This is a genomic window from Pseudoalteromonas sp. GW168-MNA-CIBAN-0100 (assembly GCF_040309225.1).
In the GTDB taxonomy this organism is placed as follows: domain Bacteria; phylum Pseudomonadota; class Gammaproteobacteria; order Enterobacterales; family Alteromonadaceae; genus Pseudoalteromonas; species Pseudoalteromonas arctica.
On record NZ_JBEOOL010000018.1, the window covers coordinates 1 to 18,119 of the forward strand.

12 protein-coding genes are annotated in these 18,119 nt (G+C 37.8%); 8 read left to right on the forward strand and 4 right to left on the reverse strand.

Annotated features, from left to right (window positions below):
- Positions 1–158 precede the first annotated feature (158 nt).
- On the reverse strand, positions 159–1,826 hold the full coding sequence (locus AAEY62_RS12130) for a methyl-accepting chemotaxis protein (protein WP_024591499.1): 1,668 nt from the start codon (positions 1,824–1,826) through the stop codon (positions 159–161).
- Positions 1,827–2,313: 487 nt separating this feature from the next.
- Between AAEY62_RS12130 and AAEY62_RS12135 the strand changes: the two genes are divergently transcribed.
- From AAEY62_RS12135 to AAEY62_RS12170, 8 genes are all read left to right on the forward strand, one after another.
- Entirely contained in the window at positions 2,314–5,022 is a 2,709-nt protein-coding gene (locus AAEY62_RS12135) for a bifunctional glycoside hydrolase/polysaccharide deacetylase family protein (RefSeq protein WP_350635022.1), read from the forward strand.
- On the forward strand, positions 5,022–8,303 hold the full coding sequence (locus AAEY62_RS12140) for a tetratricopeptide repeat protein (protein WP_024591497.1): 3,282 nt from the start codon (positions 5,022–5,024) through the stop codon (positions 8,301–8,303). Before AAEY62_RS12135 ends, AAEY62_RS12140 begins: the two co-directional genes overlap by 1 nt.
- Positions 8,304–8,317: 14 nt before the next feature.
- Positions 8,318–8,833, forward strand: coding sequence for a hypothetical protein (locus AAEY62_RS12145; protein WP_007584808.1), 516 nt, complete (start codon positions 8,318–8,320; stop codon positions 8,831–8,833).
- On the forward strand, positions 8,830–10,128 hold the full coding sequence (locus AAEY62_RS12150) for a PelD GGDEF domain-containing protein (RefSeq protein WP_007584806.1): 1,299 nt from the start codon (positions 8,830–8,832) through the stop codon (positions 10,126–10,128). Before AAEY62_RS12145 ends, AAEY62_RS12150 begins: the two co-directional genes overlap by 4 nt.
- Positions 10,125–11,108, forward strand: coding sequence for a tetratricopeptide repeat protein (locus tag AAEY62_RS12155; protein ID WP_024591496.1), 984 nt, complete (start codon positions 10,125–10,127; stop codon positions 11,106–11,108). Before AAEY62_RS12150 ends, AAEY62_RS12155 begins: the two co-directional genes overlap by 4 nt.
- The gene (gene pelF, locus AAEY62_RS12160) at positions 11,101–12,618 is read left to right on the forward strand and encodes a GT4 family glycosyltransferase PelF (protein ID WP_024591495.1); all 1,518 of its coding nucleotides are present in this window, start codon (positions 11,101–11,103) and stop codon (positions 12,616–12,618) included. The genes AAEY62_RS12155 and pelF overlap by 8 nt, the downstream gene beginning before the upstream one ends.
- Positions 12,606–13,970: an exopolysaccharide Pel transporter PelG gene (gene pelG / locus AAEY62_RS12165; RefSeq protein WP_024591494.1), complete on the forward strand. Its 1,365-nt coding sequence runs from the start codon at positions 12,606–12,608 to the stop codon at positions 13,968–13,970. The genes pelF and pelG overlap by 13 nt, the downstream gene beginning before the upstream one ends.
- 86 nt (positions 13,971–14,056) lie before the next feature.
- Positions 14,057–14,374 (forward strand): hypothetical protein, encoded by a 318-nt coding sequence (locus tag AAEY62_RS12170; RefSeq protein WP_024591493.1) that lies wholly within the window; start codon positions 14,057–14,059, stop codon positions 14,372–14,374.
- Between the two features lie 110 nt (positions 14,375–14,484).
- On the opposite strand, the gene AAEY62_RS12175 is transcribed toward AAEY62_RS12170, so the two are convergent.
- From AAEY62_RS12175 to AAEY62_RS12185, 3 genes are all read right to left on the reverse strand, one after another.
- Complete coding sequence (locus AAEY62_RS12175) at positions 14,485–15,486, reverse strand: D-Ala-D-Ala carboxypeptidase family metallohydrolase (RefSeq protein WP_024591492.1); 1,002 nt, start codon at positions 15,484–15,486, stop codon at positions 14,485–14,487.
- An 11-nt stretch (positions 15,487–15,497) separates the two neighbouring features.
- Positions 15,498–16,823, reverse strand: a complete 1,326-nt coding sequence (locus tag AAEY62_RS12180) for a L,D-transpeptidase family protein (protein WP_350635023.1) — start codon at positions 16,821–16,823, stop codon at positions 15,498–15,500.
- Positions 16,824–17,033: 210 nt separating this feature from the next.
- A complete protein-coding gene (locus AAEY62_RS12185; RefSeq protein WP_024591490.1) occupies positions 17,034–18,011 on the reverse strand; it encodes a DNA topoisomerase IB in 978 nt (325 codons plus the stop codon).
- Positions 18,012–18,119: the final 108 nt, after the last annotated feature.

Genomic DNA, 18,119 nt, shown 5'->3' on the forward strand with positions numbered 1-18,119 from the left:
CGTATCAAGTAACCAATGACTAAGCATAAAAATACCCTCATAATCAAAAGATGATAAGGGTATTGTGAAGCAACCAAAAGATCAGTCAACCGATCAAAAATACCTTAACTGATCGGTGTTAGCTATTAGCGGCTTTTACTGTAAAGCTTTAAACTTTGTTAAATTTTAAACTGGCCAACAAGCTGGCCTAAGTTTTCACCACGCGCAGCTAAATGCTGGCCTACCGAAGAGGTAGTTTTGCTTGAAATAGTTAGTTCATTAACGATTTCTTGAATGGCAAATACATTACGGTTTATTTCTTCTGTAACGCTACTTTGCTCCAGCGCCGCTGTCGCAATTTGCGTACTCATGTCGTTAATTGATCTAACTGAGGTTGTTACCGCACCTAAACTTTCTGAAATAGCACGAGACGATTCTACTGAGCGATTACAACTATTCTGACTCGCTTGCATTGCGGCTACAGCATCCGATACTAAATTATGTAACTCACTCAACATTTCACTAATCTCTAATGTGCTAACTTGAGTACGACTTGCTAAGCTTCTTACCTCATCAGCAACAACAGCAAACCCTCGCCCTTGCTCACCTGCTCGTGCAGCTTCTATTGCAGCATTAAGTGCAAGTAAATTTGTTTGCTCGGCAATTCCACCAATTACGCTTAGTACACTATTAATCTTTTTAGATTGATCACTGAGTGAATCAACTTGTTCTGCGGCTAGGTTTATCTCGCCCATTAGGTTAGACACCTCACTGAGTGAAATATCAACACACTCTTGAGCTTTAGCAACTTCTTGCGTTGCCGCTTGGGTTGACTCTGCCACTTGATTCGTATTTTGAGCCACCTCATGAGAAGTAGCCGACATTTCGGTAATAGCCGTCGCAACAAGGTCTGTTTCATGATTGTGATTAAGTAGCTTGTCTTCAATTAACCGTGTTTGTGTATTTATATCACTAGAGGCTGTTTTTACATCGTGTGTTACATCAACCACATTGGCAATAATGCCATGTAGCTTACTTACAAACATATTAAATGCTTCGCCAAGTTGGCCTATTTCATCGTTAGTATCAATATCTAAACGTTTGGTTAAATCGCCCTCACCTTTTGCAATATCGTCAAGGCTTTGCGCCATGCGCTGTATTGGTTTTACCATTGTATTTGCGGCAACTAACGCACATACAATAGTTAACACAACCCAAAATAAAGCAATTAGCAATAAGGTCACTACCTTATCATTCATGTGCTCTTGCATTGCTGTTTGATATTTAAGTAGTTCTGCGCCTATATCATCCATATATGCGCCAGTACCAATCATCCAGTTTGTACCTGGGATCATTGCTGCATAGCCCATTTTTTCAACTAAGCCTGTGGTATTTGGTTTTTGAAAATGATAGTTAAAAGCGCCACCGCCTTTTCTAGCTTGATCTAATAAGCCAACTATTATTTTTTTACCGTTAGGGTCAGTCATCCCTATTTTGTTTTGCCCTTCAATAGCATCACCTAATAATGCATGAAAAACACTAACGCCATTTGTGTCGTATATAAAAAAGTAACCACCTTGACCAAATGTTAAATCTCTTAAAGCGTTTTTAGCATCTTGCTCAGAGCCATTTGCTATTTGATAGCGCACAATTTTACTGGCAATTTCCACCTCGGTGCTTAGCAACGTTTGTTTGTCACTTATTAGTTTAGTTTGAAATGCTTCAAAATTTTGTTGCTGATTTTTATTCTCTAAATAATAAGAACTCAGCATCAAGCTAATCAAAAGTAGCATTAAGGGCAATATAGCTAATAACAACAGTTTGTTTTTCAAGCTTAAATTACTCATTATTTCTCCGGGGTATATAAATGCATATATAGCGACAATAGCCAAAAATTAAATTACGGCTGTTTACATTGTTTTATTGGGTTTAAAAGCATAGTAAATAAAAACAAATTGGTGGGAGTAAACTCATACTATGCTCAATTAGCAGATATTATAGTCACAAGGAAGGTATTTGGACACTAAAAACACTGAGACCTTCGTATTAATTAATATATAATTTGCCACTCTTTCATTAGAGATTTAAAGTTCTAGCAGCTGCATTGATCTAAACTTAATTTTATAGCGTACTGAGACGGCTAATCACCAGCTATGTAATGAGTTAACGCACGACTCATGTTAGTATTGATTTTAGGTTCATATAAATAATGAACATATAGATATTAAACTTCCATTAACATATAATAACCCTATATTACTAATACCAAACAACTAGAAAATCGGAACGCATCACTTTGAGTCACAGTTATAATCTAATAAAAATGAATTATTAATGAAATATATTTTATACCTTGCACTTTTAGTGTCTGCTCATGCATTCTCAGCACCTGTAAATAATAGTATCGCTTTTTACTACTCAGCGCCGATGCCATTAGCCGAAATGACCTTTTATTCTCGCGTTGTAGTCCAGCCTGATCTTGTGACTGAGCACGAACTTAATTGGTTTAAACAGCGTAATATTGCTGTTTATGCTTATTTAAGTGTTGGTGAGTCGTTTAATCAAAGTGAGTCATCACTTAGCATAAACCCCAACTGGAATAGCCACATTGCGGATTTAACATCAGCACATTGGCAACAATATATTGCAAATAGCGCTGCGGCATTAAAAGCACGTGGCTTTAGCGGCTTATTTTTAGATACCCTTGATAGCTATCAGCTATTAGATGCTACACACAGTAAACCCGATCAACAAGCTGGGTTAGTCACCATAATAAGCTCACTATCTGAGACTTTTGATAAGCACCTTATTCTTAACCGGGGCTTTGAGTTATTGCCTAAACTCGCTAATTTAGCTAAAGACTTAGTTGCTGAGGGTTTGTATAGCCACTTTAATCCAACCGACAATAGCTATAAGCTGACCAACAAAAACGACCAAGATTGGCTAAGCGCACAATTAAAAACAGCACAAGACTTAGGCCTTAACGTCCAAGTTATTGATTATGCAAAACCCGATAATCGCCTCGCTATGGCACAAAATATTATAGACGCCGGTTTTAATCCATGGGTAACCGATGGTCACCTGCAAACATGGGGAACATCATCAATTACACCGGTGCCTAGGCGCATTTTGATCCCTTATAACAGTAACGTAAAGCCACTCATTTACACTACCGTACATTTAAAGCTTGCGACCATGATTGAGTATTTGGGGTATATACCTGATTACATAGATATGGCAAAGCGCGATTTACCTTTGGTTGACCCTAGCTTACATGCCGGTATTATTTCGTGGACCTCAAGCGACGCATTTTACACACCAACACTTACCAATTGGCTTGAAGCTAATTTAGGTGTGGTGCCAGAGCTTATTTTAGGCGAGTTACCACAATCAACTAAATTATTATTAAGCTTGGGTATTGAGTCGTTAAACACACTGCCTGAAGGTCCATATAAACAAGATAGCTTTGCACCTTGGCTCAAAGGAGAATCCACAACACCTCCCCCTATTGTTAAACCATACTTACTCAAATTAGCAACTGATGCGACTCCTTTAATTACAATAAAATCATCAGATGACACAATAGTTGTACAAGCTGCTAAAACTAAATATGGTGCAGTCGTCGTTGCTCCTTGGCTAATTGATACATTTCCGATGGAAGGCAGCAAATGGGTTATTGATCCGCGTACACTACTAACTCAAGCTATGGGACTACCACCTATATTAGTGCCAGATACAACCACCGAAAGTGGCAGGCGAATGCTTACGCTGCATATAGATGGAGATGGATTTACAAGTGTTGCCCATTACGAAGGTAAGCCTTATTCAGCAGAAGTGATTCGAGATGAAATAATTAAACGCTATAAACTGCCTTTGACGTCATCTGTGATCCAAGCTGACATTGAAGAAGGCGGTATTCACTCTAAACAAAGTGCCAAACTTGAAGGCATTGCACGTAGTATTTTTAACCTACCTTACGTAGAAGTTGCTTCGCATACTTATAGTCACCCCTATTTTTGGACAGCACTGTCTGGGCGAAAAAAAATAGATGAAGACGACACCGATTACGGTTTTCATCTAGATGTACCTGGCTACAACACTATCAGCCTTAAAAAAGAAATTACAGATTCAATAAAGTACATTGATGAAAAGCTCACACCTAAAAATAAAAAAACAGTGATGATACTTTGGTCTGGTGATGCAACTCCTGGTCCTAAAGCACTTGAACTTGCTCGTGATGCAGGTGTGTTAAATGTCAACGGTGGTAACACTGATGTAAATGCCGATAATCCTAGTCTTACACATATATCACCTATTGGCCGACCTGAGCGTGATTTGCTGTATCAAATTTATGCCCCCATATTAAATGAAAATGTTTACACAAACCTATGGCATGGCCCTTATTACGGCTTTAGACGCTTAACCGAAACATTCGAAATAACAGAAAAGCCATATAGGTTAAAACCTTACACTATTTATTATCACTTTTATTCAGGTGAAGTTCTTGCGGGCTTAGACGCTCTTAAACACAACATTGATTATGTTTTAGCAAGGCCAAATACACCGGTGCATTTAAGCCATTATGCAAAAGTAGCAAAAGATTTTTACTTTTCTGCACTTGCAAAAAACAATAATAATGAATGGTTATTTAGCTCAAAGTACATTCGTACTCTACGGATACCTACCGATTTTGATGTGCCAAACATAGCTCAAAGTAAAGGTGTATCGGGTGTAACTGAAAAAGGTGACTACATACATATTATAAATAACATAGCTCGCCTTAGCTTTGATCACAGCCAAAATAGTAAAAAACCTTATTTAGCGTCTGCAAATGTTGTTATTAATAACTGGCAAGTTAACGGGCCTGTTAGTTTTAAAGCGTGGGTACCCGCTTCACTTGATTTAATGAATGCACGCTCTTGCGAATTTGTATCTAATTTGGGTGAGCACTTTAAAGGTGTAACACGCGCTAATGTGACACACTTTAATCTACCAAAGGGTCAATTTTATGGTTATCTTAACTGCAATGGAGTCGCTCGATAATGAATGCTAAAAAGCGCCCTCAGTTAATTTCTGTAAAAACAATATTAGCAATATTAGCTGTAAGTTGTTTTGCACTTTATGCATTATTTCCTCACACCTTATTTTTTGAAGATGATGAACTTTCACAAGATTATACCTTTGAAAAATCGTACCTTAATGCAGCGCTCAACACAGAGCCCGACAATGAAAAGCTACGCGCAAAATTAGTTGAGCTGCATATAGGGCTTAGTGAGTATTCACAAGCCACTAACGAGCTTGAAAAACTACCTAGAGGTGAGCGCAAAGCGACGCTTGAAATAAAGCTGCTTTACTCATTATGGCTAGCAAGCGGGGCTAATATTGACGACCGTTTTGAAGAACTATCTTTAAAAATTGGTGCTCATAAAAATTGGAACGAACAAATACTAACTATTGCAAAAGCAGTTGGGTTAAACGCAAAAGTTGCTCAGTACTATCAAAAAAATAAACAGCCACTCCTTGCAGCCGATTACTGGTTAAGCGCAGGGGAACCTGACAAAGCACTCGCAATTTATAAAACAAATATAAATGCTGACATTGCAGTTAAAGCGATTGAAACTGCACTGGGCGCAAATAACCCGATTCAAGCTTATGCATGGTGGAAAACCTATGGTGACAAAGCCGATGTTAAACGCACCCTTTATTTAGCTAACCTAGCTGGCAATACAGAAGATGCAGCTCAAGCCATTGAAAGCTTATTAAAAGCTGAGCCAAATAACACCGACTACTTAACAAAAGCAATGCACCTGCGTTTAGCAAATGGAAATGCAAAAGAGGCTGAACAATTACTCGCAAAATTATTACTACAGAGCCCAGATGACAAAGAGCTACACTTACTAAATTGGAAGATAAAACGCTGGCAAAACAAGCCTAAAGAAGCGCTTCGAGAATTTAAATGGCTAATGTCTAACAAAGCCGTAACCCCTGCGATGCTTACCGACAGTATTAACGATGCCACCGCTTTATATTTATACCAAGATGCTAATGATATATACGAATACAAGGCGCAAAACAGAAGTCTGAAAGGCAATGGTTTTGCTAATTGGATGCAAGCTAACGAATTTATTGGTAACACAAAGCAAGAGTTAAACAATATTGAACGCTTTGAGCAAATAAATGGTAAAAGTGCATTATCACAATATTGGAAAGCAAAAGTACTTCACGATACTGGTAATTTAGAAGCGCTAAGAGCCCTGTGGCCTATATATAAAGGGCCTAAAAATGAAGAAGATTTACTTTGGATTGCCCGCGCATTTTGGCTAAACGATGACTTTGCTACAGCTCTGCAAGTACTAAAAAGTAAGCAACAAAGTTCTGATGATGAGTTTTGGAGCGCCAATGTAGATATGGCTACGCGAGTCAAAGACAAAGCTCATGAGCTATATGCATTAGAGCAGTTACAAAAAATAAGCCCTTTAAGCGTAGGCGACATGCTGCACTACCAACAACTGCGCTTTGAAGGTCGGCCTCAGGAGCTTCTTGATTATTTATGGAAAAGCGAGTCGCAAACTGACCGTCAATTGATTCAAATTGCATTATTAAGCACACAAGTAAATGATGCTAAATCAGTTGCACGTATTCATGCTGAACTTGATAAACAACGATATAATAAAGCTCTCTATCCTGCTTGGTTAATTCTTTCAAATTGGTATCAAAACCAAAGTGATTTAAATTCAGCTTATACAACTTTAAACCGCGCTGCTAAATTAAGCGAATATGACTCTGATGTTGTGCTTGCACAAGGTTGGTTAGCGCTGCAAATGCATGACACTGTAATGATTGGCCGCATTTTAACGCGCTATTCTCAAGGCGACACTTCCTATGCGTGGACGCAGCTCTTAGCTAGCTTATCTATTTATGATAAATCATATAACAGTGCCTACTTTTATTTGCGTAAATTGGTCATTGCAGAGCCAAGTGACTTAACAACACTGGTTAACTTAGCCGATGTAATGAAACAACTTGGCTACTATGCAAATGCTGCTGAACTTAATCACTATTTACTGCAACACTTACCTAAAGATAAATATGCATACAGAGGCCTAATGTTCCGCTGGGCGGGCGCGATGGCTGTTCCTCATTTAATGCAATTAAATACAATGGAAGAACTTGCTCCCTACACTATTGGTGAGCCCCAAACAAACTGGTGGTTAGCGCGCAGGGCTGCACAAAAATTAGAGCCATGGCAAAAACTACAACTTTATATGACCAACGGCGAATTTAATAAAGCGAAACAGCTTATAGCTGAAGGTTCACTAAGCAAATTAGATGAGCTAAACGCCCTACTCTATTTAAAACAACCCTATGCCACCATGCAACGTTGGTACGAAGAACTTGCTGGCGAGGCAAATGAATCGCAATTGAGTTTACTCAGAAATGCACGCGCATCCTATTTTAGAGCGCTTGAAATAAACCTATCGCCAGAGGCTGGTTTAAACAGTAGCCAGTACGATGTAAACGTTTATTTTCCTTATGCTAATGGGCAATGGAAATTAAGTTTAAGTAATCAGCAAAATCTTGATAACAACGGATTACTGTTTGCGATAGAAGATAAGATGACATTTGGTCGTTGGTATTTTGATGCAAAAATAGATTCTCACCAAGGCAGCTTAGTTAGCCGTCAAGGTTTTAGCTTAGACTCTCGTTATCAATGGGATTCGCGTACACAGGTAGGTTTAAAGCTTGAATATAATGTTGAAAACCGCCAATCAGAAGCGCTACTTAGCTATGCTCAGCTAGATAAAGCCACGGCCTATGTTAACTACAATATTGATGGTAGACAAAACGTACAGCTATCAGCAGCAGCGGTGTCTTTTTCTCGAAGAAGCGATGGAAGCTCACTAATAAATGGCCAAGAATATAATGCACGTTACCAATACAGCATTTTAAAAGACCGCCCAATTTGGAACGCTTATTTTAGTGCGCAATGGCAAGACTTTGAACGTGTAAATGCATTAATAAATACAGAATCAAGACCTCTAAGAGTTGACCTTCAACCATTTAGACGTTTTGCACTAGGGACCTCATTTGCTTCAACTGGTTCTTTAGAACCTCCTTATTTAGGCGCAAGCCCTTCATGGTTATTTGATATAAGTACTGGCTATCAAACACTTAACGATACAGTAGATGTATCAGTTTCAAGTGGCGCTGGTTGGTCTGTACTGGGCGATGATTTATTTAAATTACAGCTGGGTTACCAAAGTAGTAATAAAGTGGGTAACTCAGATACACAATTACAATTAGGTTATTACGTACATTTTTAATGTTAGGAGAGAGTATGTTTCGTTTAATTATACCGTGTTTGGTATTACTATTATCAGCATGTACCACCAGCAGAGTTGCTGATGATGTAGAGCTTAGCCCTTCAAAAATTGTGGCATTAATGCCACTTGTTAATCATGCTCAAACACCGCTTGCAGGTGAGCGTGCTGAAGATATTTTAGCCAGTATTTGGCAACAAAATAAATTACCAACTCTTATACGCGCACCTCGCGTAAACACCAAAGAGCTTCCACCACTGGACGATCAATACCGTTTAGACAATGCTATGCAGTGGTTAAGCACTCAACAAGCTGACTATGTACTAACAGGCAGCATTGAAGAGTGGCGCTACAAAGCTGGGCTTGACGGCGAACCCGTTGTTGCACTTACATTATCACTCACTGAAAATGGACAAACAACGCCGATTTGGACGGGTACTATTGCTAAAAGTGGTTGGGGCCGCGATAGCATTGCAGCAACAGCACAAGATGTGATTGCCGATTTAATTTCTTATATAGAGGTTAGTGAGTGAAAACACATTTCCTTAGACCAAGAGACGTTCCTGAGCTACAAATATGGGCTGAGGTATTTATATTTACCGCGCTTGCTTTAGGGCTGCCTGTATTATTTAACGCAGAGGACCCATTTTGGACTGAGGGAGGGTTTTCGTGGCCTGTACTTGGCCCACTTTTAGTTTCTCTACGCTATGGCTTTTCAAAAGGCTTTATTAGTATTTTATGTTTGCTTGTTGGTCAACTTTTTTTACTTCAAGCAAATATTTTATCACCACAAAGCGACTTCAATATTAACGCCATGATTGGCTACATTATTGTAATTATGATCACTGGCGAATTTAGAGATGTATGGGAGCGTACTAATCAGCAGCAAAGTATTCAGCTTGAGTACGTAACCGATCGCCTTGAAACATTTACTCGTCAGTATCACTTAATTAATTCATCTCACGATAGAATAGAGCAAATGCTTGCTGGCCATACGTTAAGTTTGCGTGAATCGCTACAAGCAGTAAGAACCTCTATCGGGCTATTAAAAGAAAGAAGGCTTGATAGCGCAGCGCAAAAAATAATCGACCTATTCGTTGAATATGGTTTATTAGAAAGAGCGGGTTTATATAAAGTTGAAAACGACACTGTTTTAGAGCCTCCACTTGCCTCTATTGGCCAAATGGGTCAAATAGCTGAAAATGATCCTCTTATATTAGCGATGATTGAAGAAAAAGAATTAGTATCAGTAAAAGACGCAAAAACTGCGTTAGGTATAAGTAAATACCATATGGCAATCCCACTTATCGACGTAAATAATACAATTTATGGCGCTATTTTAGTTGAAAGAGTACAATTTTTTGCGCTTAAAAATACCACTCTTACACTACTTGCTGTTATGGCTGGGCATATTGGCGACCTACTGCGCCATGAAATAACAAACCCAGTAATGACGTATGAAGAGTCTCCGTACTTTATTCGCCAAGTTAAACGCGCGAATAAAGAAGCAAAACGATACAACATTCCATCGCAGCTGCTAAAAATAAAAGCCAATAATATTACTGATAAATCGACTCAACTTATGAGTTATTTAAGTGAAGCACGCCGTGGTTTAGACATTTATTTGTATGATAATCAAAATCAGGTATTACTGCTATTAATGCCATTAGCTGATGAACTTGAAAAAGCAGGCTTTATTGCCCGAATGAACACCTGGTGTAAAGAGCGTACGGGTAACACTTTAGCTGAGCTTGATATTGTTATTGAGCAACAACTTGCACTACCAATAAGCTCAGATGATATAAAGAGATTGGTTTCACTTTCATGATTATAATTATTGTAGCGGCTATTTTAGGGTGTATTTGCCAGTACTTTGCACTAATAGAAGTACTGGAAACACCTAATTGGTTTTTAGCTATATTATTGCATGCTATTGCTAGCATCCTTTTTGCTATTGTTAGTTATGTTTTTATACCTAAAAAATACAAAACGACTCCTTATAGCTCTTTGCTACTCATGTTTTTATTATTGTTTACATTACCAGTACTTGGAATTATAGGTGTTGTAGTAGCGCTTACGTTTGCTCTTTGTAAACCTCTCAAAAACGACGAGATAGAAATAGAAGAGCATAAAATACCTGAGCTTCCTTTTGAAGCCAGAGCAATATCAGCAAACCCGACCTATTCTATTGGCGGACTTAAAGCAATTTTGAAGCACGCGAATGAACCAAATAAACGTTTAAGTGCTGTAATGGCAGCTCGTCACATGAGTGACTCACAAGCTATTCCTATTTTAAAGCTAGCACTTAAAGATTTAGAAGATGATATTCGACTACTCGCCTACTCAACCCTTGATGGTAAAGAAACCAAACTCAACGAAAAAATCAGTTTGTATCAGCAAGAAATAGCCGTTACGACTAAGCAGCCTAAATTGAGCCATTTACAAAAACAGCTAGCCGAACTGTATTGGGAACTAAGCTATTTAGGTTTAGCCCAAGGTGCACTGCGTAAATACGTTTTAGAAAAAGCAGAAGCACTTGCAGAGCAAAGTATTGAGCACGTAAAAACACCTGCAACCTTTATATTTTTAGGCCGTATATCTTTAGCCTTAGACAAATACGAAATAGCCCATGAGTACTTACTTAAAGCAACTGAGTTTGGTATGGCAAGGCGTCATGTTCTCCCTTATAAAGCCGAAGTTGCCTTTTGTATGAACAAGTTTGACGACTGTAAACGCTATTTAAAAGAACTCCCAGAACAACCTAAAGGCAGTGAATTACGTCATTTGCAGGAGTATTGGAATGAGTAATAAAAATGCAGACATTTTACTGCTTTTGGAAGGTACCTACCCTTACGTACGTGGTGGTGTATCTAGTTGGGTTCATCAAATAATTGAAGGGTTACCTCATTATAACTTTGAGCTTGTTTTTATAGGTGGAGCACCAGAGCATTATGGCGAGATTCAATATACTTTACCTGAAAACGTTACCAAGCTGCATGTTCATTATTTAGTGGAAAATGATACTTCTGAAATAAAAGCCAAGCATGGGGTTAAATATAAAAAAGAGCTCTTTGATTTCTGGCAACAACTACAAAATTATTTTAGAGATTGTAACGAGCCTATCCCGACTGAATTGTTAAAATTTGCATTTGAAACTTTGGCTAAAAAAGACGGTATTAACGAAGCCGACTTTTTATATAGTGAATCATCATGGCAAGTGCTCACTAATTACTATTCAACTTTTTGTGATGAATCCTCTTTTATTGACTTTTTTTGGTCATACCGCAATTTATATAAACCGCTATTTAAAATAGCCGAAATTGCACGTGGACTTCCAAAAGTTAAACTTATTCACTCAATATCTACCGGGTATGCTGGTATTTTAGGATCTGGTGCCAGTGTAATAAGCGATACTCCCTTTTTGTTGACCGAGCATGGTATTTACACCAAAGAGAGAAAAATAGATCTTATTCAAGCCAGTTGGATCAAAGAGTCTGAACAAAGCCTAGGTAAAAACTTAAATACCGAGATGGGCTTTATTCGCCGAATGTGGATCAGCTTTTTTGAGCAAATAGGCCGAACAACATACCAAGAAGCAGATAAGATCATTTCGCTATACGACGGTAACAGACAGCGCCAAATAAAAGATGGTGCAGCGCCTGAAAAAGCATTTGTTGTACCTAATGGCATTAAAACAGTGCGCCTTATTGAAGCGCTTGATCAGCGTCCAAAACAGATACCACCGGTTGTTGGGTTAATTGGACGTGTAGTGCCTATAAAAGATATTAAAACCTTTATACGTGCGATTAAAGAAGCGCAATCGATATTACCAGAGGTCGAAGGCTGGATCATCGGCCCTTATGAAGAAGATCCGCAATATTACAAAGAATGTGAACTACTTGTAGGCAGCCTTGATTTACAAAACAGTGTTAAGTTTTTAGGTATGCAAGATATTACTAAAATTTTGCCTAAGCTCGGAATTGTTGCTTTAACCTCGATTTCCGAAGCGCAGCCTTTAGTACTTTTAGAAGCAATGGCGGCCGGTGTGCCTGTACTTGCTAGTGATGTTGGCTCGTGCCGCGAAATAATCGAAGGCGGAACCGATGAAGATAAAGCATTAGGTAAAGCCGGTGAAGTTGTCTCAATTGCTTCTCCGAGCGAAACAGCAAAGCAAATATCAAACATGCTAACAAATGAACAAACTTGGCTTGAGTATCAACAAAGCGGCCTAGACCGCGTACAAAAATTTTATGACGAGAGCCACATGTTTGCCCGTTACGATAAACTTTATAAGGATACAATGGCATGGCCGGAATAGGTTTTGAGATACGAAAAATTCTCAAAAAAAATACCCTGCTCTCAGTTTTTGAAGCATACGGCTACGCAGGTTTAATAGGCTCAGGCCCCTGGCTGCTCTCTATTGTAGCGTTAATGCTAATTGGTATTTTAAGTTTAGGAATTGTATTACCTAAAGTACTTATTATTCAATTTTTAACGCTTGTTACCTACATGATGGCCGCCTCACTTATTTTAACGGGTGGCTTGCAGTTATTACTAACTCGGTTTATTGCCGATTTGTTTTTTCAAAAAGAAGAGGCAAAAGTACTCCCTAATTTACTTGGTGCACAACTTGTAACAACAATAGCTGCGTTATTGGTGGGCTTAGCTGTATGGCCTATGCTCCCTATACCCGTTGTTACTAAGATTATAATTTTAGGTGCCTTTGTAAGCTTATGTAATCAGTGGCTTGGCGCTATTTTTCTATCGGGTATGAAAGAATACCGGTTAATTTTAATAACCATGCTAAGTGGTTACGCCTTTATGGTATTGCTTGCATATTTATTAAGAGACTGGCAGTTAGACGGCTTATTTTTTGCATTTTTTGCTGGCGAAGCACTGCTCTTTTTTAGCTTTTTATTTATGATTATTCGCCGCTACCCAGGTGAAAAACTTATAAGCTTTGACTTTTTAAGCAATAAAAAAGTGTATTACAGCCTATTCTTTTGTGGTCTGTTTTATAACATTGGTGTATGGGCTGATAAAATCATTTTTTGGTATTCTCCAAGCACATCAATTCAAATTATTGGCACATTAAGAGCCAGCCCAATTTATGACTTACCTATATTTTTGGCTTATTTGTCTATTATTCCCGGTATGGCAGTATTTTTAGTAAAAATGGAAACCGACTTTGTAGAAGAGTACGACCGTTTTTACACCGCTATTCGTGGTGGCTCATCTCTTGAAGAGATCTACATATTAAAAGACAGTATGATCCAAACTGCGCGTGCCGGTTTATACGATATATTTAAAATTCAGGGTATTACCGTTGCCTGCTTATTATTATGGGGTGAGCAAATACTTACCTTTATTGGCATTGATCCAAACTATAAAACGCTTTTATTTATTGATGTAGTCGGTGTAGGGGTACAGGTTATATTTTTATCTATTTTAAATATTTTGTTTTATTTAGATAAACGCTCAACCGTCCTATTTTTAGCTGGGCTATTTCTGGTAATAAACGTTGTTTTAACTTTGCTATCAATCGCTTTTGGGCCGCAGTTTTATGGTTACGGCTTTGCACTCTCAACTATTATTACCTCTGTTGTTGGGTTATTTTGGCTTTCTAAACAATTTGAAGATTTAGAATACGAAACGTTTATGCTGCAATAATATATTATACTTAATAAGAGCGAGGATAGACTAAATCAGTACAAGCACTTACAGCTTAAACATAATATTGAAAAGGAAGTATTTAAATGGAAAAAGGAATTACAACACGTTTTAATATCTTAGCCACAATAGCCTTATGGGCTATAAGCTTTGTCTTTGCATTAACTAATTATGAAGTAGGAAGTACACACGAATCAAATGCCCTTATAGATATGTATATTGACTCTTTGATTGTAAAAACGACGTTACTTTTAGCGACATGGATCGCTAGTGCGTTAGTTTTATCAAAGTTATTTAACGAAATTTGGAATCGTTTATTTTCAGATATTTTTAATGTCCGCCAAATTAACTTTAGCGAATCGTACACATTTAGCATCTTAATGACATGGGCGTTGTTATCTTAATGCTATTAGCTTTTGATAAGCTTGTCTCAAAAAGTGTTGGTAATATGAGTTTTACCAGCACTTTTTAAATATGCTAGGTGATAATTGCGCTAATATATTTATTAATATAACTATTTACTCACCCAACGCGCTTTAAAACCACGCGTATCAACATGTATAAATGCGCCTCGGTGCGACTTAGGTCCATAAATACCTAAACCACCTAGTAAACCTTTAAATGATTCACGTCTAGCTAACGACTCCACTATATCGGCCATAGCTTTAGCGTCACCAATTGAATGCTTACCGTCATTATTTAAATCATCCATACGGTAGTTGCCATCGTTATCTATAAAAATATCGGCAGCATCACCAAATACATGTCGGCTAAGTTTTACATTACCAATTGATTTGTTGTAGTACGGAGTTCTATAACCGCTCATAACCACCATATTACTAACCGGTATACCTTCTAAAATCAGTTCTTTTCGTATTTTCTCTAGTTTAAGTAGCAACTTATTTTGTAAAAATAAATACTTTGGGTGCTTACTTCGCTGCTTACTAACAAATTCCTTTAGTGAAAAGTGAGGTGATATTTTTACGTTTTCATTTTCAGGCGTCACCTTAACAAAGCCATCGGGCACTATGTAGTGTAAAGTGTCTTTAATCTGTGAAGGTTTAGGATAGTGCCCAATGTGGTAATACTTGAGCTTTCCTCCTTCGACATTGTCTGCCGGTACTTTTACAAATACGTTGATTTTCATACGCTGTTTTTTATCGGGCGACTCAATAATTACCGTTGTTAAACCAGGCTCTTTGGGTGCTTGCCATTGCCAGCGGTTGGTGTCTGTAAGCTTAGATTTTCCTTGAGTGTTAATTAGCGTGTAAGCATTTTTTGATTGCGCAAAAAGCACTTCAAACTCAACTTGCTCTTTGGGCATTACAAATACTGAAAACACCGAATATGGCATAACTATATCGTTAATTTTTAGGCTAAATTCTGCATCTTCAAAGTTGGCTTTGTTTTTTATATCAACTACCTGATGTGCAGGCTTTGTAAGCGCTGCAGCAAATACACTATTGCCAAATATAATTGTGAATATGGCGATAGAAATGTAATGAATAAATTGCATAAACCCTCTCATTATTTATTTTTTAACAAAGCGGCAATCACCGACTGTTCATCATTTTTTAATAGTGCTTTTTTATCGCGTTGATATATGTCATCTCTAAAGTTAACCAGCTTATTTTCGTCAACCCATGCAGTCCAATAAACTAAATGAATAGGAAGAGGCTCATCTAAATAAAACGTCTGAGTACTGTTTTGAACAAGTGCGCTGTCCATATTATTGAGTGTCTGTGCTTCTCCTTCGTGCTTAATAATTTCACGCGCTAACGAAAAAGGCTTTTCTATTCTTATACAGCCATGCGATAAGGCTCGGTTTGCTTGGCTAAAACGGTGCTTTGCTGGTGTATCGTGAACATAAATTGCTTCGGCATTGGGAAATAAATACTTAACTTCCCCTAGAGGGTTTTCTTCACCAGCACGTTTTACTAAAAAGTGATCAAATTGGTACGGCTTAATAGAATCCCAATCAATATTGCTTGGATTAACAGTTTGTGAGTCTAGGTAGCTGTTTTTTCTAATTTCAATGTTATTTTTTACAAGGTAGTCAGGATCCTCGGCTACCTTTGGAGCAATTTCTTTGGTGGCAATTGATGTGGGTATACGCCATTCAGGATTAACTACAAACTTTTCTATTTCGTCGCTAAATGCAGGTGTTTCCCAACTTGGTTTACCTACAATTACGTTATTTTTTAATTTTACATCGCCAGCTTTTACAAATCGTAAGCTGTATTCTGGAATATTTACATACACATATTGCTCATCACTTGCGCCTGCAAAGTTAGTTATTCTATAAAAGTTAAGTTTTAATTTATCGAGTTTTTGCTGTGCGGGCACATTAAGCGATGCAAAAGTACGCTTACCCACTCGGCCATCAACTTTTAAACCATGGCGGCTTTGAAATTGCTTAACAGCTTGCTCTAAATCTTTATCAAACGTGCATATAGCTTCGTCGCACACATTAGTTTTTAAGTCACGCTCTTGATATAAGCGCTGTGCAAGTAAGCTCACCTCTTTATTATTACTGCCCAGTTCAAGCAATTCGTCGTGATATAAGTGTGTAAAACCACCTTTGTTAACTATTTCTTGATACCAATTAATAGCTTTTTCTGTACGTTCAATTAACTGCGCTGAATATTGGTCAAAGTAGTAGGTGTCATCAGCTTGCATGTACTTTTGTGAGTTGTAAGTAGTTAGTGAAGAGTTAGCGAGTACCACACTTTCAAGCTCATCGGCAGCGAGTGTTGGTGCTGAGCATAAGCCGCTCATGCCAATAAATAATGCAGTTTTTAAAGTAAAGCCCTTTGCTTTAGTAAGCGCTTGATTTGAAAATGACTCCTTCACTATGTACCTCCTCGCTAAATATCGTTGATAAATGCTTTTGTACTTACCACTAAGTAGTACACTGGAGGTGCAACGGTAATGCCAAATTAAAGTTTCAAAATAAACAATTGAAATTTAATGACTTTTTAAAAACCCTTATTCTAAACGTTAATAAATTAAATTAAAGAATATGTAATTAATATGCTCAAGTGTGTAAAGTTGCTATGGCAATTAATCTTTTAAAAAAGCTAAAAAACCACGTTCATAACGACTCAAGTACTTTGTTTTTCGTGGTAATGAAAGGGACTCTCTCCACGCAGTTTGAGTATCTTCATCTTCTTTACACAGCGTAATTAAATCGGGATGCACATAAGATTTGCGTGCTATAGCTGGAGTATTACCAAGTTGCTCAGATACGCTATCAAGCATGCTTTTTAAAGTAAGCGCCCCTTTAGCTTTAGCTAATTGTTTGAATGCAATAACGCTTGCTCGCCAAGTTCTAAAGTGTTTTGCACTAAACTCCTCGCCCATTATTTGCTGAATGTATTGGTTTATTTCGCTTGATGTAACATTTGTGCGCTCACCTTCATTTATATACTGAAATAAATGCTGCCCGGGTAAATCTTGTAAGTCTTTTATAACATGGCTAAGCACCCTGTCGGTTATATTTACTTCACGTTCTTTACCTGATTTGGCACGATATTTTAGCTGAATATTTTTGCCCGTGAGTTTTGCATGGCGTGTTCGTAATGTTGTCGCACCAAAACTTTTATTTTGCTTTACGTTACGCTCGTTACCTACCCTCAACGCACCTAAATCCATAAGTCTTACAACTGCAGCTAAAGTGCGTTCAATATTAAGCTCATCGCCTTGTAAGTCTGTTTCTAAACGCGCTCTTAACAAAGGGAGTTTATTACCAAATACTCCACATGCTTGATATTTTTTTGCTTCTTGTTGCGCCCTAAATTCAGGATGGTAGCGGTATTGCTTTCGCCCCTTACTATCAAATCCTGTCGCTAAAATATGTCCGTTTTCTTCTGGGCAAAACCAGGCGTTTTTATAGGCAGGCGGAAATGCCAATCCATTCAAACGATCAATCACATTTTGCTCTTTTATTTGCTTACCGATTGGATCAAAGTAAAGCCAACTTTTATGTTTAAGTTTACGAGTGATCCCTGGTAAATTATCGTCTACATAAATTAGCTTCATTAACCCTCCAGTTATATTTAAGCATGCGTCGGAATATAAAATGTATCACTTTAAAATAACCTTAAACTGAACAAGATTATTGATATATAATAAAAAACCAACAACAAT